This window comes from Arthrobacter sp. B0427-1-12 (genome assembly GCF_059092905.1).
This window is the reverse complement of record NZ_JBNHIC010000008.1, coordinates 82733-106197: the sequence shown is the minus strand read 5'-3', so window position 1 is coordinate 106197 and position 23465 is coordinate 82733. Positions and strand designations below refer to the sequence as shown.

At 68.7% G+C, this 23465-nt stretch carries 21 protein-coding genes and 1 pseudogene; 13 read left to right on the top strand and 9 right to left on the bottom strand.

Annotated features, from left to right (window positions below; translation table 11 throughout):
* Nucleotides 1-27: 27 nt before the first annotated feature.
* Entirely contained in the window at nt 28-837 is an 810-nt protein-coding gene (locus tag AC5RWU_RS07960; RefSeq protein WP_494031744.1) for an IclR family transcriptional regulator, read from the bottom strand.
* A gap of 237 nt (nt 838-1074) precedes the next feature.
* Nucleotides 1075-1281: a hypothetical protein gene (locus AC5RWU_RS07955; RefSeq protein ID WP_494031743.1), complete on the bottom strand. Its 207-nt coding sequence runs from the start codon at nt 1279-1281 to the stop codon at nt 1075-1077.
* A gap of 9 nt (nt 1282-1290) precedes the next feature.
* On the opposite strand from AC5RWU_RS07955, the gene AC5RWU_RS07950 reads away from it, so the two are divergent.
* On the top strand, nt 1291-1734 hold the full coding sequence (locus AC5RWU_RS07950; RefSeq protein WP_494031742.1) for a DUF222 domain-containing protein: 444 nt from the start codon (nt 1291-1293) through the stop codon (nt 1732-1734).
* A gap of 362 nt (nt 1735-2096) precedes the next feature.
* Here the strand turns inward: AC5RWU_RS07950 and AC5RWU_RS07945 are convergent, their stop codons facing one another.
* Nucleotides 2097-2768 (bottom strand): GntR family transcriptional regulator, encoded by a 672-nt coding sequence (locus AC5RWU_RS07945; RefSeq protein WP_494031741.1) that lies wholly within the window; start codon nt 2766-2768, stop codon nt 2097-2099.
* A gap of 148 nt (nt 2769-2916) precedes the next feature.
* Between AC5RWU_RS07945 and glyA the strand changes: the two genes are divergently transcribed.
* From glyA to AC5RWU_RS07895, 10 genes are read left to right on the top strand one after another with little or no spacing between them, the layout of a single operon-like run.
* Nucleotides 2917-4245 (top strand): serine hydroxymethyltransferase, encoded by a 1329-nt coding sequence (gene glyA / locus AC5RWU_RS07940; protein ID WP_494031740.1) that lies wholly within the window; start codon nt 2917-2919, stop codon nt 4243-4245.
* On the top strand, nt 4245-5462 hold the full coding sequence (locus AC5RWU_RS07935; protein ID WP_494031739.1) for a sarcosine oxidase subunit beta family protein: 1218 nt from the start codon (nt 4245-4247) through the stop codon (nt 5460-5462). The genes glyA and AC5RWU_RS07935 overlap by 1 nt, the downstream gene beginning before the upstream one ends.
* A gap of 31 nt (nt 5463-5493) precedes the next feature.
* Nucleotides 5494-5793 carry a sarcosine oxidase subunit delta gene (locus tag AC5RWU_RS07930; protein WP_494031755.1) on the top strand — a complete coding sequence of 100 codons (300 nt, stop codon included), beginning with the start codon at nt 5494-5496 and terminating at the stop codon, nt 5791-5793.
* Complete coding sequence (locus AC5RWU_RS07925) at nt 5790-8804, top strand: 2Fe-2S iron-sulfur cluster-binding protein (RefSeq protein ID WP_494031738.1); 3015 nt, start codon at nt 5790-5792, stop codon at nt 8802-8804. The genes AC5RWU_RS07930 and AC5RWU_RS07925 overlap by 4 nt, the downstream gene beginning before the upstream one ends.
* The gene (locus tag AC5RWU_RS07920; RefSeq protein WP_494031737.1) at nt 8797-9504 is read left to right on the top strand and encodes a sarcosine oxidase subunit gamma; all 708 of its coding nucleotides are present in this window, start codon (nt 8797-8799) and stop codon (nt 9502-9504) included. Before AC5RWU_RS07925 ends, AC5RWU_RS07920 begins: the two co-directional genes overlap by 8 nt.
* Nucleotides 9504-10898, top strand: a complete 1395-nt coding sequence (locus tag AC5RWU_RS07915; RefSeq protein WP_494031736.1) for an L-serine ammonia-lyase — start codon at nt 9504-9506, stop codon at nt 10896-10898. The genes AC5RWU_RS07920 and AC5RWU_RS07915 overlap by 1 nt, the downstream gene beginning before the upstream one ends.
* Nucleotides 10899-10901: 3 nt before the next feature.
* Nucleotides 10902-11801 (top strand): formyltetrahydrofolate deformylase, encoded by a 900-nt coding sequence (purU, locus tag AC5RWU_RS07910; RefSeq protein ID WP_494031735.1) that lies wholly within the window; start codon nt 10902-10904, stop codon nt 11799-11801.
* A gap of 39 nt (nt 11802-11840) precedes the next feature.
* Entirely contained in the window at nt 11841-12686 is an 846-nt protein-coding gene (locus AC5RWU_RS07905) for a tryptophan 2,3-dioxygenase (RefSeq protein ID WP_494031734.1), read from the top strand.
* A 13-nt stretch (nt 12687-12699) separates the two neighbouring features.
* Nucleotides 12700-13764 (top strand): amidohydrolase family protein, encoded by a 1065-nt coding sequence (locus AC5RWU_RS07900; RefSeq protein WP_494031733.1) that lies wholly within the window; start codon nt 12700-12702, stop codon nt 13762-13764.
* A complete protein-coding gene (locus tag AC5RWU_RS07895) occupies nt 13761-15026 on the top strand; it encodes a kynureninase (RefSeq protein ID WP_494031732.1) in 1266 nt (421 codons plus the stop codon). The genes AC5RWU_RS07900 and AC5RWU_RS07895 overlap by 4 nt, the downstream gene beginning before the upstream one ends.
* On the opposite strand, the gene AC5RWU_RS07890 is transcribed toward AC5RWU_RS07895, so the two are convergent.
* From AC5RWU_RS07890 to AC5RWU_RS07880, 3 genes and pseudogenes are all read right to left on the bottom strand, one after another.
* A complete protein-coding gene (locus AC5RWU_RS07890) occupies nt 15023-15289 on the bottom strand; it encodes a hypothetical protein (protein ID WP_494031756.1) in 267 nt (88 codons plus the stop codon). The two genes, AC5RWU_RS07895 and AC5RWU_RS07890, sit on opposite strands and share 4 nt — an antisense overlap.
* A 106-nt stretch (nt 15290-15395) precedes the next feature.
* Nucleotides 15396-16181 (bottom strand): annotated as a pseudogene (locus tag AC5RWU_RS07885) (MFS transporter); the annotation flags it as partial.
* 178 nt (nt 16182-16359) lie between these two features.
* Entirely contained in the window at nt 16360-17280 is a 921-nt protein-coding gene (locus tag AC5RWU_RS07880) for an NADP-dependent oxidoreductase (protein ID WP_494031754.1), read from the bottom strand.
* A gap of 73 nt (nt 17281-17353) precedes the next feature.
* On the opposite strand from AC5RWU_RS07880, the gene AC5RWU_RS07875 reads away from it, so the two are divergent.
* A complete protein-coding gene (locus AC5RWU_RS07875) occupies nt 17354-18490 on the top strand; it encodes an LOG family protein (RefSeq protein ID WP_494031731.1) in 1137 nt (378 codons plus the stop codon).
* A 22-nt stretch (nt 18491-18512) separates the two neighbouring features.
* Here AC5RWU_RS07875 and AC5RWU_RS07870 read toward each other — a convergent pair whose 3' ends face one another.
* Together AC5RWU_RS07870 and AC5RWU_RS07865 are read right to left on the bottom strand one after the other, a co-directional pair.
* A complete protein-coding gene (locus tag AC5RWU_RS07870; protein ID WP_494031730.1) occupies nt 18513-19397 on the bottom strand; it encodes a matrixin family metalloprotease in 885 nt (294 codons plus the stop codon).
* Nucleotides 19398-19540: 143 nt separating this feature from the next.
* A complete protein-coding gene (locus AC5RWU_RS07865; RefSeq protein ID WP_494031729.1) occupies nt 19541-20662 on the bottom strand; it encodes a VIT1/CCC1 transporter family protein in 1122 nt (373 codons plus the stop codon).
* A 426-nt stretch (nt 20663-21088) separates the two neighbouring features.
* Between AC5RWU_RS07865 and AC5RWU_RS07860 the strand changes: the two genes are divergently transcribed.
* Entirely contained in the window at nt 21089-21664 is a 576-nt protein-coding gene (locus tag AC5RWU_RS07860; protein ID WP_494031728.1) for a helix-turn-helix domain-containing protein, read from the top strand.
* Nucleotides 21665-21712: 48 nt separating this feature from the next.
* Here the strand turns inward: AC5RWU_RS07860 and AC5RWU_RS07855 are convergent, their stop codons facing one another.
* Nucleotides 21713-23401 carry an FAD-dependent monooxygenase gene (locus AC5RWU_RS07855; RefSeq protein ID WP_494031727.1) on the bottom strand — a complete coding sequence of 563 codons (1689 nt, stop codon included), beginning with the start codon at nt 23399-23401 and terminating at the stop codon, nt 21713-21715.
* Between the last annotated feature and the right edge of the window lie 64 nt (nt 23402-23465).

Sequence of the window (23465 nt, the reverse complement as noted above, 5' to 3'; positions counted from 1 at the left end):
AAGCGGTACCCTGACCCGCCCAACCGATCAGGCGGCGGTGTAGCCCATCCGCTCGCTGATTCTCTGCCCGGCCTGTTTGAGCTCCTCAAGCAGGCCGGGTATTTTTTCGGGATCAAAGCGGAAGGCAGGGCCGGAAATACTGACCGACCCGATGACGGCGCCGAGGTGGTCGTGCACAGGGACAGCGATGGCGTTCAGGCCGATTTCGAACTCCTCGAGGACCGTTGCATAGCCGTCCTTGGCGACCTGCAGCAGCTGCTTCTCCAGCTCCTGGCGCGAGGTGATGGTCCTGGCGGTCTGGGCCGGCAGGCCGGTTTCCTTCAGGATCCGCTCCCGCCGTTCCGCCGTCAGTGCTGCCAGCAGGACCTTGCCGCTGGAGGTCGCGTGCAGCGGAGTCAGACTGCCGATCCAGTCCGTGGTGGCCAGTGTCGATGGACCCATCGCCTGGTCGACGTTGACCGCGTAGTCCGACCGCAGCACGGCCAGGTTGACGGTCTCCTTGAAACGTTCAGCCAGCTCTTCGAGGATCGGGCGGGCTTCCTTGGCCAGGCTGAGCCGGCCTGGAATGGAGCTGGCCAGACGAAGGACGGTAAAACCGAGCTGGTACTTGCCGCGTTCGTGGTTCTGCTGGACCATGCCGCGGGCGTCCAGGGCACTGAGCAGACGCGAGGCTGTGGACTTGTGGACGCCCATTTCCTCGGCGATTTCGCTGACCCCCGCATCGCCGTTGCGGGCCAGGATCTCAAGTACGGTGATGGCCCGGTCGACGGACTGAACGCCGCCGGTGTGGCCGGTGTCCGGTTCGGGGTCTACGGGAGGCGATTTTTCGGGAGCCATGCTTCATGTTCTCAAACTTTGGATCAGTGCAGATACCGCGCGGTAACCGGCGGTAATGCGCGAGGGGACCGCGCTGCGCGGTTTCCGGTGCGGTTTCCTCGCTCCGGTGCCGGTCGGCGTCGTCCGCCTGCAGCGATTTCCGGCTGGTTTCCGGAAGCGACAGTGCTGCCATCAGCGCACCGGCCGCGATCACCGTGAGGTAGATGGCCGGGGCGAGATTGTTGCCGGTTGCGGCGATCAGGAACGTCGCCACGAACGGTGAGTGCCGCCGAATACCGCGTAGCTGACGTTGTAGGTGATTGCCGAAGCGGTGTACCGGACCGCCGTCGGGAAGACTTCGGACAGGAGGACGGCGGTGACCACATTGGCGGTGACGGCGCCGACCGCCAGCATGATCTGGCGGTGGCCCTGGACGCGGCCGTGCGGCAGGAGCAGGCCGCGCAAGGCGTGCCGGTGAGGGAGCGGGGCCGGGGTGTGGCCCGGCAGGTGGCGCTGGCACGGCGGGAGTCCCCGCACGCCGGCGGGCGGCACCTGGGCTTCGCCAGGGCCCTGGTGGACGGGATGCCTTACACGATGGCGGCGCTGTCGGCCGGCCGGCTGAGCGGGTGGCGGGCCACCATTCTGGTGCAGGAGACCGCCTGCCTCACGGCCGGGGACCGCCGCGCCGCGGATGAGGACCTCGCGAAGGATCCCCCAACCCTGGAGGCATGGGGGAGCGGGAGGCTGGGGGCGGCGGCGCAGAGGGCCGCGGCCCGGCTGGATCCGGCCTCGGTGGTCCGCCGGGCCGAATCGGAACGGTTCGTCTCCTGCCGGCCGGCGCCGGACACCATGGCCTGGGTGTCGGCCCTGCTGCCCCTGAGGCAGGGGGTGAAGGTCTACCGCGCCGGCCACCGGTGAGCTGACGGCCCTGGATTCGAAGGCGCGGCTCTTCCCGGCCGGACTGCGCCGGATGCTGATCCTGCGCGACCGAGGAAATCCCCGGCTGGACCAGCGAAACAGACGATGATCCGGCCGGCACGGTCAGAATCACCACGCCCACCGGCCATACCTACCACTCCACCGCGCCGCCGCTGCCCGGAACCCCAATCTCCGGGTCTGCAGTGAAGGCGGTCAAGCCAGTCAAGCCTCCCGGAAAGATTTCATGGGCCGAAGCCGTATTCCAGACCGCCCTGGACGCCGTGCTCGACGAAGTTGACGGCCGCGCTGATCTCGGCCCGGTTGATCTTGCCTGCGCGGCCTGAGCTCTACAGCCCCGAGTTCTACAGCACCTTCCGGATGGTCTGCTCGAAGCTGGTGACGTGATCCAGGGCCAGCTGCGCCGCGCGATCTGCGTCGCCGTCGGCGATGGCCTCCAGTAGGTCGACGTGCTCGGTGATGTGCCCCTTGACCGTGGGAACCTTGTCCAGGACCACGCACCAGATGCGGGTAGCCAGGTTGTCGTACCGGATCAGCACGTCTTCAAGATGCGGATTGGCGGCGGCGTTGTAGATGAGCCGGTGGACCATCATGTCGTAGCGCATCAGGGCCTGCTGGTCGCCGTCGTCGTTGCCGATGGCGGCAATCGCCTTGGCGACTTCGCGCAGCTCGGTGCGCATCGCGGCGTTCGCCATGGTGGCCGCCCGGCGGGCGGCGAGCGGTTCCAGCAGTTCGCGGATCTCGGAAATATCCGCCAGCTCGGTGATGTCCACGCGGGTCACGAAGGTGCCGCGGCGCGGGTAGGAGACGACCAGGCGGTCGAGTTCCAGCCGCTTGAGGGCTTCACGCACCGGCGTGCGTCCCACGCCGAGTTCCGAGGCTAGCTGGGCGTCGTTGATCGGTTCGCCCGGCCGCAGCTCCAGCATGATGAGTTTGTCCCGGATCTGCCGGTAGGCGGCCTCGGCGAGCGAGAGCTCCGCAGTGTCGGCAGGCGGCATAATGGGCAGGGTATTCATGGTCCGGCTCCTTCCGCCGACGCTCCTCCAAAGGGGGGGAGGGGCTTCTTGGCTTCGACCTATTGACTCTGTGTGATCTCCAGCATAGCATTCTTTTCAACAACTGATATATCAGTAATTCGCTGAGTGGTATTTCAAAGGAGAGATCATGGTTGATCAGCTGACCGGCCAGTTGCCGGAAACCGATCCGGAGGTGGCCCGGGAAATTGCGAACGAGCTGCGCCGCCAGCAGTCCACGCTGGAAATGATCGCGTCGGAAAACTTCGCCCCTACTGCGGTGATGCAGGCCCAGGGATCGGTGCTGACCAACAAGTATGCCGAGGGCTACCCCGGCAAGCGCTACTACGGCGGCTGCGAGCACGTCGACGTCATCGAGCAGCTGGCCATCGACCGGGTAAAGGCCCTGTTCGGCGCCGACCATGCCAACGTCCAGCCGCACTCCGGCGCCCAGGCGAATGCCGCGGCGATGTTCGCGCTGCTGCAGCCCGGGGACACCATCCTTGGCCTGGACCTGGCCCACGGCGGCCACCTGACCCACGGAATGAAGATCAATTTCTCCGGCAAGCTCTACAAGGTGGTGCCGTACCAGGTCAGCGAATCGGAGATGACCATCGACATGGCGCAGGTGGAGGCCTTGGCGCTGGAGCACCGCCCCAAGCTGATCGTGGCCGGCTGGTCCGCCTACACCCGCCAGCTGGACTTCGCCGAATTCCGCCGCATCGCGGATCTGGTCGGCGCCTACCTGATGGTGGACATGGCCCACTTCGCCGGCTTGGTGGCCGCGGGCCTGCACCCGAGCCCGGTGCCGTTTGCCGACGTCGTCACCACCACCACCCACAAGACCCTCGGCGGGCCGCGCGGCGGCGTGATCCTGTGCAAGGCGGAGCTGGCCAAGAAGATCAACAGTGCCGTCTTCCCCGGACAGCAGGGCGGACCGCTGGAGCATGTCATCGCGGCCAAGGCCGTGGCCTTCAAGATTGCCGCGTCGGAGCAGTTCAAGGAGCGCCAGCAGCGCACCCTGGACGGCGCCAAGGCGCTGGCCGAGCGTTTGCTGGCCGACGACGTCGCCCAGGCCGGCATCAGCCTGGTCAACGGCGGCACCGACGTGCACCTGGTCCTGGTGGACCTGCGCCACTCCGAACTGGACGGCCAGCAGGCCGAGGACCGGCTGCACTCGATCGGCATCACGGTCAACCGCAATGCCGTTCCCTTCGATCCGCGTCCGCCGATGGTTTCCTCCGGCCTGCGGATCGGCACCCCGGCGCTGGCCACACGCGGCTTCGGCAAGGCCGAATTCGCCGAGGTAGCAGACATCATCGCCGCCGCTCTCAAGGGCGACGGCGCCGGCCACCTCAGTGAGGAACTCGCCGTTGAGCTGCGCAGCCGCGTAGCCGTCCTGGCGGACAAGTTCCCGCTCTACCCGAATCTGGACGCCGATGCCCAGAACCCGACCCCTGTTATGAACGGAGCCCAGTAATGGCGGACCTGCTTCCGGAGCACCCGGACTTCCTTTGGCGGAACCCGGAACCCAAGCCCTCCTACGACGCCGTGATCGTCGGCGGCGGCGGCCACGGCCTGGCCACGGCCTACTTCCTGGCCAAGAACCACGGCATGACCAACATTGCGGTCCTGGAGCGCGGCTGGCTGGCCGGCGGCAACATGGCCCGCAACACCACGATCATCCGCTCCAACTACCTCTGGGATGAGAGCGCGGCCATCTACGAGCACTCCCTGAAGCTGTGGGAGCAGCTGCCGGAGGAACTGGACTACGACTTCCTGTTCAGCCAGCGCGGCGTGATGAACCTGGCCCACACGCTGCAGGATGTGCGCGAGAGCATGCGCCGCGTGAGCGCCAACCAGCTCAACGGCGTGGACGCCGAGTGGCTGGACGCGGACCAGGTCAAGGAACTGTGCCCGATCCTGAACATCTCCCAGGACATCCGCTACCCGGTCCTGGGCGCTACTTACCAGCCGCGGGCCGGCATCGCCAAGCACGACCATGTGGCCTGGGCCTTCGCCCGCATGGCGGACGCCATGGGCGTGGACATCATCCAGAACTGCGAGGTCACCGGCTTCATCAAGGACGGCAACCGCGTGGTGGGCGTTGAGACCAACCGCGGCCGGATCAACGCCGGCCGCGTGGGACTAGCCGCTGCGGGACACTCCAGCGTACTGGCCAAGCTGGCCGGCTTCGACCTGCCGATCCAGTCGCACCCGCTGCAGGCCCTGGTCTCCGAGCTGCACGAGCCTGTCCACCCGACCGTGGTCATGTCCAACCATGTGCACGTCTACGTCTCCCAGGCGCACAAGGGCGAACTGGTCATGGGCGCCGGCGTCGACTCCTACAACGGCTACGGCCAGCGCGGATCCTTCCACGTCATCGAGGAGCAGATGGCTGCCGCCGTCGAACTCTTCCCGATCTTCGCCCGGGCGCACCTGCTGCGCACCTGGGGCGGCATCGTGGACGTCACTCTGGATGCCTCGCCGATCGTCAGCAAGACGCCGGTGGACGGCCTGTACGTCAACTGCGGCTGGGGCACGGGCGGCTTCAAGGGCACGCCGGCCTCCGGCTGGACCTTCGCCCACACCATCGCCACCGACGAAGCGCATCCGCTGAACGCACCGTTCGCCCTGGAACGCTTCGAAACCGGCGCCCTGATCGACGAGCACGGCGCTGCCGCCGTCGCCCACTAACCCCGGCGCATTGTAGAAAGAAGACTTGACGATGATTCTCATCTCCTGCCCCTTCTGCGGGCCACGCGATGAAACCGAATACCACTACGGCGGCCAGGCCCATGTTGCCTACCCGGAGAACCCGGCCGAACTGACGGACAAGGAATGGTCCAGGTACCTGTTCTACCGCGAGAACCCCAAGGGCCGCTTTGCGGAGCGCTGGGTACACAGCGCCGGCTGCCGCCGTTGGTTCAACGTCCTGCGGGACACCGCCAGCTACGAAATCCTTGCCGTCTACAAGATGGGCGAGGCCACCCCTGAACTCCAGGCATCCGAAGGAGGAGCCCGATGACCACGCAGGCAACCGGCCGGAAGGCACAGACCCAGCGTCTGGCCGCTGGCGGACGGATCGACCGTTCCGCCGCCGTGACCTTCACCGTGGACGGCCAGGAATTCACCGGCCATCCGGGGGACACCCTCGCCTCGGCGCTGCTGGCCAACGGCCGGGTCGCCGTCGGCAACTCCATGTACCTGGACCGTCCGCGCGGTTACCTGTCCGCCGGCGTCGAGGAGGCCAACGCCCTGGTCAAGGTCACCTCCGGGTTCCAGGGCAGCGTCGCGGAATCCATGCTGCCGGCCACCACGGTCCCGCTGCTGGAGGGCCTGCATGCGCAGTTCCTCTCCGGCCTGGGCCAGCTGGATCCGGGGACCGATGACGCGGTCTACGACAAGAAGTACGTCCATGCTGACGTCCTGGTGATCGGCGCCGGTCCTTCAGGCCTGTCCGCCGCCCGTGAGGCGGTCCGCAGCGGCGCCCGCGTCATCCTGATCGACGACCAGCCGGAACTGGGCGGCTCGCTGCTGTCCGCGTCGGCTTCCGGCGCCAATGCCGATAAGATCGACGGCGTTCCCGCCGCCGAGTGGGTGGCCGCGGTTACCGCCGAGCTGGAGGCGGCCGAGGAGTGCACGGTGCTCACCCGCACCAACGCCTTCGGCAGCTACGACAGCAACTATGTCATCGCCCTGCAGCACCGTATCGACCACCTCGGCGCGAAGGCCGCGGAACTGACCCGCAAGGGTGTTTCCCGGCAGCGGCTGTGGCACGTCCGGGCGCAGCAGGTCATCCTGGCCACCGGTGCGCACGAGCGCCCGATCGTCTTCGCCAACAACGACCGTCCGGGCATCATGCTGGCCTCCGCCGTGCGCACCTACCTGAACCGCTACGGTGTGGTGGCCGGGCGCCGGATCGTCATCAGCACCACGAACGACAGCGCCTACCAGCTGGCCGAGGACCTGCTGGCCGCCCGCCAGGCGAGCCTGCGCGCCGTCGCGGAAGGTTCTGAGCCCGACGCGGGTGCCGCCGTCGAACTGGCCGGCATTATCGACGCCCGGCCGGAGCTCTCCGAGCGCGCCACAGCCTTCGCCCAGAACACCGGCGTGCACGTGGTGGCCGGCAGCGCCGTCGTCGACACCGCCCCCGATGCCGAGGGCCGGCTGACCGGCGTCACCATCAGCAAGCTGGACAACGACGGCGGCCTGGCCGGGGATCCGACGGAACTCGCCGCCGACCTGCTCGCCGTCTCCGGCGGCTGGAGCCCGGTGGTGCACCTGCACAGCCAGCGGCAGGGCAAGCTGCGCTGGGACGAGGAGCTGGCCGGGTTCGTGCCCGCCACCTCGGTGGCCAACCAGCAGATCATCGGCTCCGCCCGCGGCAGTTACCGCCTGGCCGACTGCGTGGCCGAAGGTGCCTCGGCCGGTGCGTCCGCGTCCTTCCGGGCCGGCTTCGTGACCGAGGCCGGTGCGGCTGTCCGCCCAGTGGCGCCGGGCGATCCGGTGGCCCAGTCCCCGGTGCGTCCGCTGTGGCTGGTGCCGGGCCTGCAGGCCGACGAGTGGCAGAACCACTTCGTGGACTTCCAGCGTGACCAGACGGTCAAGGATGTCCTGCGCGCCACCGGCGCCGGCATGCGCAGTGTGGAGCACGTCAAGCGCTACACCTCCATCAGCACCGCCAACGACCAGGGCAAGACCTCCGGTGTCACCTCGATCGGCGTGATCGCTGCCGCCCTCAAGAACGGCGCGAACCCGGGCGACATCGGCACCACCACCTACCGGGCACCGTACGCCCCGGTGGCGTTCGTGGCCCTGGCCGGCCGGGAGCGCGGCGCGCTCTTCGACCCGGCGCGGCTGACCTCCATCCACCCCTGGCACGTGGAGCACGGCGCCGAGTTTGAGAACGTCGGCCAGTGGAAGCGCCCCTGGTACTACCCGCAGCCGGGCGAGGACAGGGACACCGCAGTGCTGCGCGAGTGCGCGGCGGTCCGCGAGTCCGTGGGCTTCATGGACGCGACCACCCTGGGCAAAATCGAGATCCGCGGCAAGGACGCGGGCGAGTTCCTGAACCGCATTTACACCAATGCGTTCAAGAAGCTGAAGCCCGGCATGGCACGCTACGGCTTGATGTGCAAGCCGGACGGCATGATTTTCGACGACGGCGTGACCCTGCGCGTGGATGAGGACCGGTTCTTCATGACCACCACCACCGGCGGCGCCGCCGGCGTGCTGGACTGGCTGGAGGAGTGGTCGCAGACCGAGTGGCCGGAGCTGGACGTGACCTGCACCTCGGTGACGGAGCAGTGGAGCACCGTGGCCGTCGTCGGACCCAAGTCCCGGGCCGTGATCGCCAAGCTGGCACCGGAACTGGACGTGGCCAACGATGCCTTCCCGTTCATGGCCTTCCGCGAGACCACCCTGGCCTCGGGCATTCCCGCCCGGATCTGCCGGATCTCGTTCTCCGGCGAACTGGCCTTCGAGATCAATGTGCCGTCCTGGTACGGACTGAAGGTCTGGGAGGACGTGGCCGCGGCCGGCGCGGAGTTCAACATCACTCCGTACGGCACCGAGACCATGCACGTGCTGCGCGCCGAGAAGGGCTTCATCATCGTCGGCCAGGACACCGACGGCACGGTGACCCCGCAGGACGCCGGGATGGAATGGGTGGTGTCCAAGGCCAAGGACTTCATCGGCAAGCGCTCCTACGACCGGCAGGATGCGCAGCGGACGGACCGCAAGCAGCTGGTGAGCCTGCTGCCGGCGGACAAGTCCTTCCGTCTGGCCGAGGGCCAGCAGCTGGTGGAGCCGGGTGTGCCGATCACGCCCCAGGACGGTCCGGTCCCGATGGTTGGGCACGTGACCTCCAGCTACCACAGCGCGGCGCTGGGGCGGTCCTTCGCCCTGGCCATGATCAAGGGCGGCCGCGACCGCATCGGCCAGACCCTGGTGGCGCCCGTGGGCGACCGCCAGATCGAGGTCACCGTTGGAGAACCTGTTTTGTACGACGCCGAAGGAGCAAGGCGAGATGGCTGAAATGACTTTGACCCAGACTGAATCCGCACCGGGCGTGACCGACATCAGCGCCCTGCGCCGCAGCCCCGCGGCGCACCTGGCCCAGGCCTTCGCCGAGGCCTCCGTGGCCACTTCGGCCGACGGACGCCGGGGCGTGGCGCTGCGCGAGATTGCCTTCGTGACGATGGTCGGCCTGCGGGTCGATCCGGGGTCCGACGCTGCCGCCCGGATCTCGGCGGAGCTCGGCTTCGCGCTGCCGGCCGGCTACGGCCAGGTCACGGGCGCCCCACTGGCGGACCAGAGCTACGCGGCACTGTGGCTGGGCCCGGATGAATTCCTGGTTCTCGGCACGGAGACCGAAGCTGCCGGCGCGGCCGCAAGCCTGTCCGCCAGGCTGGCCGCTGCGCTCGGTGAGGGGGGGAACTACGCGGCGGGCGCCGTCGTCGAACTCTCCGCGAACCGCACCACGCTGGAACTGGCCGGACCGAGCGCCCGGGCAGTGCTGGAGAAGGGCTGCGCGCTGGACCTGCACCCGCGGGTCTTCGCTCCCGGGACCGCCGCCGCCACCGTGCTGGGCCCGGTGCCGGTAGTCCTGTGGAAGACGGGCGAGGACAGCTTCCGCATCTTCCCGCGGGCCTCCTTCGCCGATTACGCGGGCCGCTGGCTGGTGGACGCCATGGCCGAATTCGCCGTCGACCTCGACGGTGCAGAGGTGTCCTGATGGCGCTCAGCGTCCTGGACCTTTTCTCCATCGGCATCGGGCCCTCCTCCTCCCACACGGTGGGCCCGATGCGGGCGGCGAACCTCTTTGTTGCAGGCCTCCGGGCAGCCGGACAGCTGGAGTACGTGGAGCGGGTGCACGTCCAGCTGTTCGGTTCGCTCGGAGCCACCGGCCACGGCCACGGTTCGGACAAGGCCGTGATCCTGGGCCTGCAGGGCGAAGATCCGGAAACTGTGGACACCGCCACCGCCGACGCGGAGGTGGCGCGGGCTGCAGCCGAGGGCAAACTGAACCTCGGCGGCAGCCACCCGGTGGCCTTCGACCGCGATGCGGACGTCATCCTGCACCGGCGCAAGTCGCTGCCGGCACACCCGAACGGCATGACCTTCCGGGCGCTGGACTCTGCGGGCGGGACCGTGGCCGAGCGGACCTACTACTCGGTCGGCGGCGGCTTCGTGGTGGACGAGAATGCGGCCGGAGCGGACCGGATCGTCCCGGATGCCACCGAACTGCCGTTCCCGTTCACCACCGGGGGCCAGCTGCTGGAGATCTGTGCCCGCGAGCGGATGTCCATCAGCGACGTCATGCTCGCCAATGAGCTGTGCTGGCGGTCGGAGGAGGAGCTGCGCGCCAAGCTGCTCCACATCTGGTCCGTCATGCAGGAGTGCGTGTCCAACGGCTGCAACAGTTCGGGCATCCTGCCGGGCGGGCTGAAGGTGCCGCGCCGCGCGCCGGGACTGTACCGGAAGCTGACGGAGGCCGAGGCAGCCGGGGGCGGGACGGCGTCGTACGCTGACCCGCTGGAAGCGATCGAATGGGTGAACCTGTTCGCCCTCGCCGTCAACGAGGAGAACGCCTCCGGCGGGCGGATCGTCACCGCGCCGACCAACGGCGCAGCCGGGATCGTCCCGGCCGTGCTGCACTACTACCGGAAGTTCGTGCCCGGGGCCAGCGACGACGGCGTGGTCCGCTTCCTGCTTACCGCTGCGGCCATTGGCATCCTGTTCAAGGAGAATGCCTCCATTTCCGGTGCCGAAGTGGGTTGCCAGGGCGAGGTCGGTTCGGCCTGTTCGATGGCGGCCGGCGCGCTGTGCGAGGTGCTCGGCGGGACGCCGGAGCAGGTGGAGAACGCCGCGGAGGTGGGGATCGAGCACAACCTGGGCCTGACCTGCGACCCGGTGGGCGGGCTGGTGCAGATCCCGTGCATCGAGCGCAACGCGATCGCCAGCGTCAAGGCGATCAATGCCGCGCGGCTGGCGCTGCAGGGCGACGGCAGCCACAAGGTCTCCTTGGACAAGGCAATCAAGACCATGCGTGAGACCGGGGCGGACATGAAAGTCAAATACAAGGAAACCTCCCGCGGCGGTTTGGCCGTGAATGTGATCGAGTGCTGAACTATGACCATGACCCAGACTGAAACCACGGCGGCCGACAAGCCGCAGACCACGGTGGAGCATGTGCTGACGCTGGACTGCGCCGAATCGCCCGGCATCGTCCACGCCGTCTCCGGCTTTCTGGTGGAGCACGGCTGCGACATTATCGACAACAAGCAGTACGGCGACCGGGTGCAGGGGCACTTCTTCATGCGGGTACACGTGGCATCCACCGGCGACGATTCGGTCACCGAAGAGCTGCGCCGGGACTTCGGGCCGGTAGCGGACAAGTTCGGGATGAACTGGAACCTGGAAAAGCACGGGCAGAAGCGCCGGGTGCTGATCATGGTATCCAAGTTCGGGCATTGCCTGAACGACCTGCTTTTCCGGGCCCGCAACGGCGACCTGCCCATCGAGGTGGTGGCCGTCGTCTCCAACCACCGGGACCACGAGGGCCTGGTGGGCTGGCACGGCATTCCGTTCTTCCACGTTCCGGTCACGGCGCAGACCAAGCCGGCCGCGGAAGCCCGGCTGCTGGAGCTGATCGACAAGTTCGAGGTGGACCTGGTGGTGCTGGCCCGGTACATGCAGGTGCTCAGCGACGAACTGGCCACCGAGCTGACCGGACGCGCGATCAACATCCACCACTCGTTCCTGCCCAGCTTCAAAGGCGCCAAGCCGTACCACCAGGCCCACACCCGCGGCGTGAAGATGGTCGGTGCCACGGCGCACTACGTCAACAGCGAGCTGGATGAGGGCCCGATCATCGCCCAGTCGGTGATCGAGGTGGACCACACCTACGCGCCGGAGGACCTGGTGGCCGTGGGCCGGGACGCGGAGGTCGCTGCGCTGACCAAGGCCGTGCGCTGGCACTGCGAGGGCCGGGTCATCCTGCACGGCAACCGGACGGTCATCCTGCGCTGACCCGAGCCCGCCGGGCGGCGGAGGCCCTAGACTGCCTACATGGCTGAGGACAAGGGAGACCCGGACGCCCGGATGGTCACGGACTTCCGTGAGCGGATGAGCTACGGCTCCTATCTTCGGCTGGACCGGCTGCTGTCCGCACAGCAGCCGGTCAGCCGACCGGAGCACCATGATGAGCTGCTGTTCATCATCCAGCACCAGACCACGGAGCTGTGGCTGAAGCTGGTCCTGCACGAACTGGAAACCGCGGCGGACGACCTGGCCGGCGACAACCTTCGCCTGGCGCTCAAGCGGCTGGCCCGGGTCAAGCACATCCAGCGCACGCTGATCGAGCAATGGTCCATCCTGGCTACGCTGACCCCGGCCGAGTATCTGCAGTTCCGCGGGGTCCTGGGCAACGCGTCCGGCTTCCAGTCCTGGCAGTACCGCGGCGTGGAGTTCCTGCTGGGGAACAAGGACCGCCGGCACCTGCGGGTCCAGGAGCACAACCCGTCTGCGCAGGCCCTGCTCACCCGGCTGCTGGAGCGGCCCAGCCTCTACGACGAGTTCCTCCGTTTCCTGGCCCGCCGCGGCTACCCGGTTCCGGCCCAGGTGCTGGACCGCGACGTCACCCGCTGCCACGAGTTCAATCCCGCCCTGGCCGATGCGCTCCGGGAGATCTACCAGGATGCCGGAGCCCACTGGGAGGTCTACGAGGCCTGCGAATCGCTGGTGGATCTGGAGGACAACTTCCAGGTCTGGCGCTTCCGCCATCTGAAAACCGTCCAGCGCACCATCGGCGGCCGCCCCGGCACCGGCGGCTCCAGCGGCGTGCCCTTCCTGCAGAAGGCGCTGGAGGTGACCTTCTTCCCGGAGCTGTACGCCCTGCGTGGGGACCTGAAGTGAGCGGTGAACTGAAGTGACTAACGACGGCGGCAGTTCCGTCACGTTCGTCAGTGCGGACCGCGTGTGGTCGGGCCGCGCTGACGACGGCGGCGGGCCGGTCCTGCTGCGGCTAGGCCCGGACGGGATCCGGCCGGTGGACGGGACGGGTCCGGTGGCGGCGCACCTGCCCGGGACGGTGTTTCCCGGTTTCACCGACCACCACGTGCACCTGGGTCTGGCGGATGCGCCGGCCTTGATGCGCAATGGCCTGGCCGAGGTCCACGACCTGGGCTGGATTCCGGCCGTTATCTCCCAACTGGCAGCACAGTGCCGGATCCCGGGCAGCGGCCTGCCGGACATCCGCTGCGCCGGAGCGTTCCTGACTGCCCCGGGCGGTTATCCCGCCGGGCGGAGCTGGGCGCCGGAGGGGTGCTGGCGGGAGGTGGCGTCCGCGTCGGACGCGTCCCGGGCGGTGGCGGAGCAGTCGACTGCCGGGGCATCGTTCATCAAGCTCGTCCTCAACAGCGAGGCCGGACCGGTGCCGGATGCACAGGTGGTGCGCGCCGTCGTCGACAGCGCGCATGAGGCCGGACTTCCGGTGGTGGCGCATGCGCAGGGCGCCGGGCAGGCCCAGCGCGCCTTCGCGGCCGGGGTGGACCGGCTGGCGCACTCGCCATGGACGGAACTTCTGGAGGACTCCTTGATCACGGCGATGGCGCAGAGGATGACGTGGATCAGCACCCTGGACATCCACGGCTGGGGCAGCCCGACAGCTGATGCCGGCCGCGCCCGGGAGAATCTGCGCCGCTTCGTCCTGGCCGGGGGAACGGTCCGCTACGGCACCGATCTGGGGAACGGACCCCTGCCGCAGGGGCTGAACCGGCGCGAAATCCTGGCCCTGGCGGACGCAGGGCTCAAGCCCGCGCCGATCATCGGGGCGCTGGCGCCGGCCTGGGCCGCAGGTTATCCTGTCCGCCGGATCTCCTGGACGCCCGAGCCGCCGCCGGACGGAGCTCTCAGGGAACCGGAACCTTTCGCCGACTGGCTGCTGGGCACCCGGGTCCGGGCCGCCGATCAGATACTGGAGGAATTCGCATGACTGCTCTCGACCTGACCCATGCGGAGGAAGAGGCTGCCCTCCGGGCGGCGGAACTCGATGCCGCCGACCCTTTGCGCAGCTACCTGGACCGCTTCATCGGCACAGGCGAGGACGAGACCGTTGCGGCCTACCTGGACGGCAACTCCCTGGGCCGGCCGCTGAAGAAAACCGCCGAGCGGCTGCAGGACTTCATCGTGAATGGCTGGGGCGGACGGCTGATCCGCGGCTGGGACGAAGGCTGGCTGGACCTGCCCACCACCCTCGGCGACAGGCTGGGCCGCGTGGTACTAGGCGTGGGGGAGGGCCAGACCTTCATCGGCGATTCCACCACCGTCATCCTTTACAAGCTGCTGGAGGCAGCGGCTGCGGACGGAGCCGCCCGTGGCCGAACCGAGATCGTCGTGGACACGGACAATTTCCCCACGGACCGCTACGTTGCCGAAGGCATCGCCGCCCGGCACGGCCTGGCCCTGCACTGGATCGAGGCGGACCCGCAGTCCGGCGTCACCCCGGACCAGGTGAGGGAGGCAGTGAACCCGGGCACCGCCGTCGTACTTCTGAGCCATGTGGCCTACCGTTCCGGTTTCATCGCCGACGTTCCGGCCATCACGGAGATTGCCCACCGGCACGGCGCCCTGGCCCTGTGGGACCTGTGCCATGCCGTCGGCGTCATACCCGCCGAGCTGGACGCCTGGGGCGTGGACCTGGCCGTGGGCTGCACCTACAAGTACCTCAACGGCGGGCCGGGTTCACCTGCGTTCGGCTATGTCCGGACCGAGCACCAGCAGCGGCTGCGGCAGCCGATCTGGGGCTGGATGGGGCACCAGGATTCCTTCGCCATGAGTGCCGGGTACCAGCCGCGTCCCGGCATCGGCAGCTTCATCAGCGGCACCCCGCCGGTGCTGGGCATGATCGGCATCCAGGACACGCTGGACCTGCTGGCGGAGGTGGGCCTGGACGCGGTCCGCCGGAAGTCCATCGACCAGGGGGAGTTCGCCCTGGCGCTGGTCGACGAACTGCTGGTTCCGCTGGGTGTCCGGCTCGGCTCGCCTCGGGAACCAGCGCTGCGTGGCGGCCATCTGACCATCCGGCACGAGCGCTCGCGGGAGGTTACCGCAGCCCTGTGGCGGCAGGACGTCATCCCGGATTTCCGCACGCCGGACGGCATCCGGCTGGGCTTCTCGCCGCTGAGCACCAGCTACGCCGAGATCGTCCGCGGCATCCTGGCGATCCGGGACCTGCTGGACGGAAGAATCCGCTAGTCTGCGGCGGGTGCGGGATTTCTGGGCCCGAGCTCCTTGCTTCGGCGAATGGCCCGGTCCGCCCTCCAGCCGCCCGTGACGGCGCCGGCAGCCATGGTCAGCGTCCCGGCCAGAATCGCCAGCAGGGGCCAGGTCCAGTTGCCGCTGGCGTCGCGGATGCTGCCCACGATCAGCGGGCCAAAAGCGCCAATGCCGTAGCCGCCGCCCTGGACCAGGGCGGAAAGCCCGCCTGCCTCCCGGTCGCTGGTGGCCAGCCGCATCATGGCGATGAAGATGACGGTGATGCCCGCCGCCCTGGGCAGTGCCCCCGAAGCTGCACCACAGTGCCCAGGCCGAGGGCGCCAGCAGCAGCCCCAGCGGCAGCGGCAGCCACAGGGCCCCGACAACGCCGGCCACTGCGGAAAGCGGCAGCCGCGCGGCCAGCAGGGGCACGCCGAGCGCGCCAACGACGCCGAAGATCTGGAACAGCGAGGAACTGGCACCGGCCGCCGCCACGGACAGGCCGTTGACTTCGCCCAGCAGCGATGGCAGCCAGGCGGTCACCCCATAGTAGGCGAAGGCCTGGCCGCCGAAGCCAACCGTCAGCACCCACGCAATCGGTCGGCGCCAGGCGCCGGGGCCGCGCGGCTGCCGGGCGGCACTTTGCTGCCTGGCACTCTGCCGGGCGTCCGCGCCTGAGCCCCCGGCGCCGTCGTCGTCCGCGGCGGACTTTTGAAGACCCGGGCGCGTTGCCCGCGACCACACGAGCAGCGCCAGCAGGGCCAGGACGCTCCAGCCGGCCAGTGCCACCTGCCAGCCGAAGGCAGCAGCCAGCGGCGCCGTGAGCAGGGCGGTGAGCAGGGAACCGACATTCAGGCCCGCGGTGTAGCTTCCGGTGACCATGCCGATTTGTGACGGGCGGAAGTCGCGCCGGATGATCACCGGGACGGCGACGTTGCCGATCGTGATGGCCACGCCGATGATGACGGTGCCCAGCAGGGCAGCTTCGGCCGTGCCGGCGGATCTGACCAGGGTGCCGGCGAGGACCCCCAGCAAGGTCAGGACCACGGCCCGGTTGGCCCCGGCCCGGCGGATGAGCGCGGCGGCCAGCGGCGTGGCCAGGCCAAAGCAGAGCACCGGAATGGAGGTCAGCAGACCGGCGACGAAGCCGGACATCTCCAGTTCGTCCTGCATGATGCCCAGCACCGGCGACGGCGACACGATGGGGCCGCGCAGGTTGACGGACACGAACAGGATGGCGGGCAGCATGATCATGCCCGCCAAGAGGAACCGCTTGGTGGTCTGCGTCTTCACCAGATGACGCTACCAAGGCCCGGGGCCGGTCCTGACCATGTCATGCCACGGAGACCGCGACCTTGCCCCGGACCTGTCCGGTCTGGCTGAGCTTCATGGCCTCGGCAGCCTGTTCCAGCGGGAAGGTCCGGGCCACGTCGACGGTCAGTTTTCCGTCGTTGACCAACCGGACCAGCGCCTCCAGGTCCTGGGCGTCGGGCCGGGCCCACAGGTACAGTCCGCCGGCTGCCGCCACGGACTGGTCGACGATCGAGCCGTGCCGGCCGCCCTTGGCCAGGACAGCACGGGTCACGTCCAGTACGCCGCCCACCAGATCCACTGCAAGGTTTACGCCCTCCGGCGCCAGTTCCCGGACACGGCTGGCCAGCCCGCCACCGTACTCGACGGGTTCGGCGCCTAGGCCGCGCAGGTAGTCGTGGTTCTTCGGCGACGCGGTTCCGATCACCCGGGCGCCGGCGGCCACGGCAATCTGGGTGGCCAGCGAGCCGACGCCGCCCGCGGCTGCATGCACCAGGACGGTATCGCCGCCGGTCACGCCCAGGCGCTGCAGCAGTTGATAGGCCGTGAGCCCTGCCAGCGGCAGGCCGGCGGCCTGTTCCCAGGACAATGCGGCCGGCTTACGGGCCATGGTCCGCACCGGGGCGGTGACCAGTTCGGCAAAGGTGCCGCCGTGGACATGATCCTTCCGGGCGTAGGCAATGACTTCATCGCCGGGGGCGAATTCGGGGGTGTCCACGCCGACCTGCTCAACGACGCCGGCGACGTCCCAGCCGGGAATCACCGGGAAGACCACGTCCAGCAGCGGGTCCAGGTAACCGGCCATGATTTTCCAGTCGACGGGATTGACGGCGGCGGCCTTGACCCGGATCAGGGCGCTGGCGGGCGGAACTTTGGGGTCGGGCTGGTTGGTGAGTTCGAGTACGTCGGGGCTGCCGTAGCGGCTGTAGGTAATCGCCTTCATATCCGCCGCAACCGTCCGGCTGTCCTGTCTATTCCGGCTGCCTGTCTGTTCGGCCGCCCGATAGCCTGTACGCATGAATTCCTCGCCCACGCTCAGCCCGCGGCCGCGCACGCTCGAGGTCCAGACCCTTGCCGAGCTGGACGAGCTGTTGGCCGGCGGAGCCTCAGCGATGGCCGGCTGGCACCTGCAGTCGCTGGATCTGCAGGAGCGCTCGGAGGCGCTGCTGGCCCTGGACGCGGAAGGGGCCGTGTTCCTCGGCTGCCGGTTCGCTCCGGGCACAGAGGAGAAGCTGCGCGCCGGCGGCGCCCTGATCTTCCCGCATCTTCCCGGCGTGCCGTTCAACCCCTATCGCTCGGCCCTCTACACACCCGCCGAGCTGTACGCCGGGATCGATGCGGCGGAATACGAGGCAACGCCGGACGCCCGGATCTACGCGTGGTCCAGCCAGCCGGAGGCGGCCCGCCGCCTGGATGCCACCCTGGCTGCTGCGCTGCACGACCACGCGATCGGCGATGCGCTGCAGGAGGCCCTGGAAGGACCGCTGGCCGGCCGGATGGTGGGCGTAATGGGCGGGCACGCCGCCGCCCGCGGCAGCACGGAGTACGACGACGCCGCCCGCCTGGGGCGGCTGCTGTCCCAGTCCGGTCATGTGGTCGCCACGGGCGGGGGGCCGGGTGCCATGGAAGCGGCCAACCTCGGGGCCTATCTTTCCGGTGCGGACGAGGCCGGGCTGGCCAGCGTGCTGCGGACCCTGGCCGCCGTTCCCGGTTTTCGCCCCTCGGTGACGGACTGGGCGCGGACCGCGTTCGCCGTCGTCCGTGACTATCCGCAGGGAGCGCCCAGCCTGGGCATCCCCACCTGGTTCTACGGGCACGAACCGCCCAACCTGTTCGCCACGCGCATTGCCAAGTACTTCGCCAACGCCATCCGCGAAGCCATCCTGCTGGAACGGTGCACGGGCGGCACTGTCTTCCTGCCAGGCGCCGCCGGGACCTTGCAGGAGATCTTCCAGGACGCGTGCGAGAACTACTACTCCACCCCGGAGGTGGTGGCGCCGATGATCCTGGTGGGCCGGCGGCACTGGGAGGTGGACCTGCCGGCCTGGCCGCTGCTGCGGTCGCTGGCCGCCGGCAAGCCGATGGCGGAGCGCCTGCACATCGTGGACAGCCCCGAGGAAGCCGTCGAACTGCTCGCCGGCGGGAACGCCTGAGGATACGGAACGGCAGAGCCGGTTATAGCTCCGGGACGCACGGTCCCTGGCCCAGCTTCGCCAGCCCCGCCAGGTCGCCCGCGCCGAACTCGGTCACCGCCAGGGTGGTCTCCGGATGCATCAGCTGTGACCGGTCCTCCACATGGTCCAGCCCCACCACGTGGCCCAGTTCGTGCATGACCACGGCCCGGGCGGCATCGGTGCCGCCGGGGACGGACTGGATTTCGCGCAGGTGCGGGGCGTCCAGCACCAACTGGCCGGTCACGAACACCCAGGGCTTGCCGGTGATGCTGACGGCGGCGCTGCCGCTCAGGGCCACAGTCTGCCCTGCCAGCTCCGGGGTGTCCGCCTCGGTGGACCACGCGATCAGTACCGGGGCCCACCGGTCGCCGTAGCGCTCCGGCTGGTACCGCGGACGTTCCTGCTGCGGCGCTTCGTCCGTGCCGCCGTCGTAGGTGAACTGCAGCCCGGTGGCCTCCGACACGCGGGCGACCGCCTGGCGGATGAGCTCCTGTCCGTTGGCCGGCCCATGGTCCGGGCGCACGACGTAGTGGATGGGGCGGCACGGATCGTAGGCGATGAACTCCTGCCCCGGATCCGGCGCCTCCTGCAGCCGGTAACTGGACGACTGGCTGGAGGACTCCAGGACAGCGGGCGGCTGGCCCAGCGGACTGTCTGCCGCCTCGATGCCGGCCGTCGGATGGTCCGCCCCGCGGATCAGCGGCAGCAGGCCGCCGGGAGCAGTCAGGGAAATAGTGGCCCACAGGACAACGGCCAGCAGCAGGGCCAGCAGCACGACTCCGGCGCGGGGCCGCCGGAGCAGGGCATGTCCGCGCTGGCGCGCGGCGGGGCGGTTTATGCCCGCGCGCGGGTTGTGAACTATTTCATTGAAGTGGTCCTGCGGCATATGTCCCCCAAACATTAGCCCTGCCCAGAACATTAGCCCTGTCCAGAACCTCAAGCATAGACCCGGGCCCCGGCGGAATGGGAGCTAGGTCACATTCCGCCGGGGCCGTCATCGTTATTCTGAGGTGCCGTAAATTCCGGGGCTCAGGCGATCGAGGTTCCGAACAGTAGGCCCAGCAGGTAGGTGGCTGCGGCGGCGCCGAAGCCGATGAGCAACTGGCGCAGTGCGCGCTTGAGCGGGGAGGCGCCGGACAGCAGCCCGACCACCGCTCCGGTGCCCAGCAGCGCCAGGCCCACCAGCGCCGCGGAGAGCACGACGGCGGCCACTCCGGTCAGCCCGAAGAGGTAGGGCAGGATCGGGATCAGCGCGCCGGAGGCGAAGAAGCAGAAGCTGGCTGCGGCGGCGCCCAGATCGGTGCCCAGCGTTTCGTGCTCGTCGCCCTGCTTCTCTTTCTCCGGATGCAGGGAGAGGCTGGGGTCGCAGTCGCAGCTGTAGAAGCCCATGCGTTCGGCGGCGCGGTGCTCGGCTGCCTCCTGGGTCATGCCGCGGGCCCGGTAGACCAGCACCAGTTCGTTGGCGTTCAGGTCCAGCTGCGGGGCGGCGATGAGGGTGACCTGGGTGGGGCGGGAGGCGTTGAGCAGTTCGCGCTGGGAGCGCACGGAAACGTATTCGCCCGCGCCCATGGACAGTGCACCGGCAAGCAGGCCGGCGATGCCGGTGAACAGCACCACGCTGCTGGCGACGCCGGTGGCGCCGATGCCCATGACCAGGGCCAGGTTGCTGACCAGGCCGTCGTTGGCGCCGAACACCGCCGCGCGGAAGTTGCCGGAGAGGCGGTTGCGGCCGCGGATGGCCAGGCCGCGGACCACTTCTTCGTGGATCTGCTCGTCGGCGGCCATCGCTTCGGTGGCATTGGGATCGTTGGCGTACGGTGAACGGCTTTCGGCCCGCTGCGCCAGTGCCAGCACGAACACGGATCCCAGGCGCTTGGCTAGGAAACCGAGCAGCATGTTCCGGATGGAGGGGCGGCGCGGTTTGCCGGCGTTCTCGCCCAGCAGCTGCGTCCAGTGGGCCTGGTGGCGGCCTTCAGCATCGGCGAGGGCCAGCAGGATTTCCTTTTCCTCGCCGTCTCGGCGGGCGGCCAGGTAACGGTAGACGGCGGCCTCGGCACGCTCGTCGGCCAGGTACTGGCGCCAGCGTTTGATGTCAGCGGACGACGGCGGGGAGGCGGCTTCGGGGCGGCCGTTGGGCTTGGTGGCATTCACGCGGGATTCTCCTGATCGTGGTCATGTCACCGACCGGAGGTGGATACAGCGGAACTCCGGCCAATGACGTGTCATCTGACCGAAGGTCTCGCTCGCCGTCGGCACCCATTGCCGCTTGTGCATTGCCGCCTGGGGCGGATGCCTGGCGGCGTGGGCACTTCGGGTGGACAGCCGGGCCCCATCCCTGATGGCCAGTATGTCGACGGTCCTCCGCACACCTGCCTGAGTGTGTGCGGGAACTACTCCCCTTCGCAGTAGTCAATGCTACCGGCCGGGTCCGGGGATTCCTAAGCTGGCCGGCCATGAGGCCGGTCACAGCGGACGCTTGTGCGGCCCGGGCGACAGCCGGCCCGCCATCTCCGGCCGTGTTGCCGCTGCTATCAACGGGTAAGCTCGTTCCAGTTCTGCGCATGAAAGAGGAGACCGATGAAGGCCCTGCCTGTTGAACCGAGCAGCGAGCCGGTGGCCATCGGGCCGCGCATCCGCGCCGCCCGGCAGAACCAGCGCCTGACCATCGAACAGGTGGCGGAGTCCACCGGTCTGACCAAGGGGTTCCTCAGCCGGGTGGAACGGGATCTGACGTCTCCGTCGGTGGCCTCCCTGGTTACCTTGTGCCAGGTGCTGTCCATTTCCATCGGCGACCTGTTCACGCAGCCGGAGACCCACCTGGTCCGGCATGAGGAGGGGCCGCGGATCAGCCTTGGGGGTGAGGGCATCACTGAGCGCCTGGTCACGGCCCGCTCGGAGCACCGTCTGCAGGTCATCCGCGCCACCATCGCCCCGCACGGCAAGGGCGAATCCGACTTCTACTCCGTGGACTGCGAGGTCGAAGTACTCCATGTGGTGCAGGGCCGCTTCACGCTGATCCTGTCCCGCGAACGCTTCGAACTCGAGGCCGGGGACACCGTCACGTTCCCGGGCCGGGAGCCCCACACCTGGGAAAACCCGCATGACGAGGAAGCGGTTGTCCTCTGGACCCTGGTGCCGGCCGCGTCACGCTAGGTTGTCTGTGGCGCGGGCTGCCCCCTGACCAATGGTCAGTTCGCGTTCCTACAGCTTGGCCGGGATGGCAGCTTCTTCCGCTCCGGCCGGGGTGTTCAGGATTTTGGCCAGGTGCTGCCGCACGCCTGACAGGTCCGTGCCGGCGGACCGGTAGCCGATGTAGCCGTCCGGACGGACCAGGAACAGTGCCGCCTGGTGCCGGCGCAGGCCCAGCCGCTTGAACACCAGTCCGTCCGCCGCCGGTTTGATGGTGGCAGCGTCGCCGATGCCCAGGCGGTGGACCGAAGTTGCTTCCGCGGCGGCGGGGAAATCCGCGAACGGATGCTTCGAATAGGACGACGGCGAATCCTGGCGCCAGCGCCCGCTCCAGCCCGGACCGCACAGCAGAAGATGGAAACCTGCGTCCGCGAGCTCGGCGTGCAGCGTGCTGGGCCGGCCGGCGCGCAGAACCGGCGCGTCGGGGAGGCGGTCGCCCGCCTTCGGTCCGCGGAACATGATCCGGGAGCCTGTTTCCACGATTGGGCTGCGGCGGTAGTTGACGTCAAGCTCGGAAATCATCCGCAGTCCGGCGGTGCGCAGCGGCCGGGACCGGATGGCCAGCGGGATCAGCCGGGGTGCCAGCCGGGTGCGGGCCAGTTTCATCAGCGGGTTGGCGGAGGTGGCGAACTTGAACAGCCGGTTGGTGAACCTGAGGACCGTCCGCCCCACCGGCGAGCGTTCGCCGTCGTAGGAATCCAGCAGTTCCGGGGTCGCCGCCCCGGTGGATCCGAGGGCCAGCTTCCACGCCAGGTTCACTGCATCCTGAATCCCGGTGTTCATGCCCTGCGCGCCCGCGGGGCTGTGGATGTGCGCCGCGTCCCCGGCCACGAAGACGCGCCCCTCCCGGTACCGTTCGGCGGACTTGCTTTGGATCCGGAAGCCGGTCAGCCAGGCCGGGTCATGCAGGCGGGCCTTGCCGTTCGTGTACGTGTCAGCCAGCTGCTGCAGCTTCGCCAGTGTGACCTCCGTGCCGGCGTCCTTCCGGGGGCGCAGGCTGAGCATCCGCCAGGTGGCAGGCCTGCCGAGCGGGAAGAAGAACATCACGCCGGCGTCGGTTATGAAGGAATGGATGGCCTTCCGCTCCAGTCCGTCGACCTCGAGGTCCGCCAGGATGAAGGTCTGCGGGAAGGAGGAACCGGTGAAGCCGATCGGCGTCTTCCGCCTCACGGTGCTGTGCGCGCCGTCGCAGCCGACCAGGTAGCTGGCGCGGGTGTGTGAGATCGCGCCGCTGATGTGGCGGATGCGGGCGTCGACGCCGAAGTCGTCCTGCTCGATTTCCTGCAGTTCATACCCGCGGTCCACCCGGATCCGGTCCTGGGCCAGGTGCTCGGTCAGGATGCGTTCGGTTTCTGCCTGGGAGAGGAACAGCAGGAAGGGGTAAGCGGTGTCATTGATGCCGATGTCGAAGAGCCCGAACCTGCTGACCCGGTTGCCGAAATGCACGCGCATCTGGGCGGTGCGGTTGCCGGCGGCGATGAGCTTGTCCGTGATGCCGGTTCCTGCAAGCACCTCGAGGGTGCGGGGCTGGATCGCCAGGGCGCGCGACTGGCTGGCGCGCTCGAGTTGTTTGTCGATTATCTGGAAGCTGATGCCAAGGGCGTGCAACTGGGCTGCCAGGGCCAGCCCGGTCGGACCCGCCCCGACAATCAGAACGTCAACGTCGTTTTTCTCGTCATTACTGCGCCGTGAGCCTGCCATGGCACAAGCCTACCCTTGACCCAACACCTGCCCCTGATTAGCGTGAGACGAAACAGCTGATGCC

Bases quoted from the DNA above. Each gene is read 5' to 3' on its own strand.
- AC5RWU_RS07890 (WP_494031756.1), bottom strand. From the start codon at position 15,289: ATGATGCGGCTGGCCACCAGCGACCGGGAGGCAGGCGGGCTTTCCGCC.
- AC5RWU_RS07875 (WP_494031731.1), top strand. From the start codon at position 17,354: ATGAATTCCTCGCCCACGCTCAGCCCGCGGCCGCGCACGCTCGAGGTC.
- AC5RWU_RS07905 (WP_494031734.1), top strand. From the start codon at position 11,841: ATGGCTGAGGACAAGGGAGACCCGGACGCCCGGATGGTCACGGACTTC.
- purU (WP_494031735.1), top strand. From the start codon at position 10,902: ATGACCATGACCCAGACTGAAACCACGGCGGCCGACAAGCCGCAGACC.
- AC5RWU_RS07880 (WP_494031754.1), bottom strand. From the start codon at position 17,280: ATGAAGGCGATTACCTACAGCCGCTACGGCAGCCCCGACGTACTCGAA.
- AC5RWU_RS07895 (WP_494031732.1), top strand. From the start codon at position 13,761: ATGACTGCTCTCGACCTGACCCATGCGGAGGAAGAGGCTGCCCTCCGG.
- AC5RWU_RS07870 (WP_494031730.1), bottom strand. From the start codon at position 19,397: ATGCCGCAGGACCACTTCAATGAAATAGTTCACAACCCGCGCGCGGGC.
- AC5RWU_RS07920 (WP_494031737.1), top strand. From the start codon at position 8,797: ATGGCTGAAATGACTTTGACCCAGACTGAATCCGCACCGGGCGTGACC.
- AC5RWU_RS07935 (WP_494031739.1), top strand. From the start codon at position 4,245: ATGGCGGACCTGCTTCCGGAGCACCCGGACTTCCTTTGGCGGAACCCG.
- glyA (WP_494031740.1), top strand. From the start codon at position 2,917: ATGGTTGATCAGCTGACCGGCCAGTTGCCGGAAACCGATCCGGAGGTG.
- AC5RWU_RS07925 (WP_494031738.1), top strand. From the start codon at position 5,790: ATGACCACGCAGGCAACCGGCCGGAAGGCACAGACCCAGCGTCTGGCC.
- AC5RWU_RS07960 (WP_494031744.1), bottom strand. From the start codon at position 837: ATGGCTCCCGAAAAATCGCCTCCCGTAGACCCCGAACCGGACACCGGC.
- AC5RWU_RS07930 (WP_494031755.1), top strand. From the start codon at position 5,494: ATGATTCTCATCTCCTGCCCCTTCTGCGGGCCACGCGATGAAACCGAA.
- AC5RWU_RS07860 (WP_494031728.1), top strand. From the start codon at position 21,089: ATGAAGGCCCTGCCTGTTGAACCGAGCAGCGAGCCGGTGGCCATCGGG.
- AC5RWU_RS07915 (WP_494031736.1), top strand. From the start codon at position 9,504: ATGGCGCTCAGCGTCCTGGACCTTTTCTCCATCGGCATCGGGCCCTCC.
- AC5RWU_RS07945 (WP_494031741.1), bottom strand. From the start codon at position 2,768: ATGAATACCCTGCCCATTATGCCGCCTGCCGACACTGCGGAGCTCTCG.
- AC5RWU_RS07855 (WP_494031727.1), bottom strand. From the start codon at position 23,401: ATGGCAGGCTCACGGCGCAGTAATGACGAGAAAAACGACGTTGACGTT.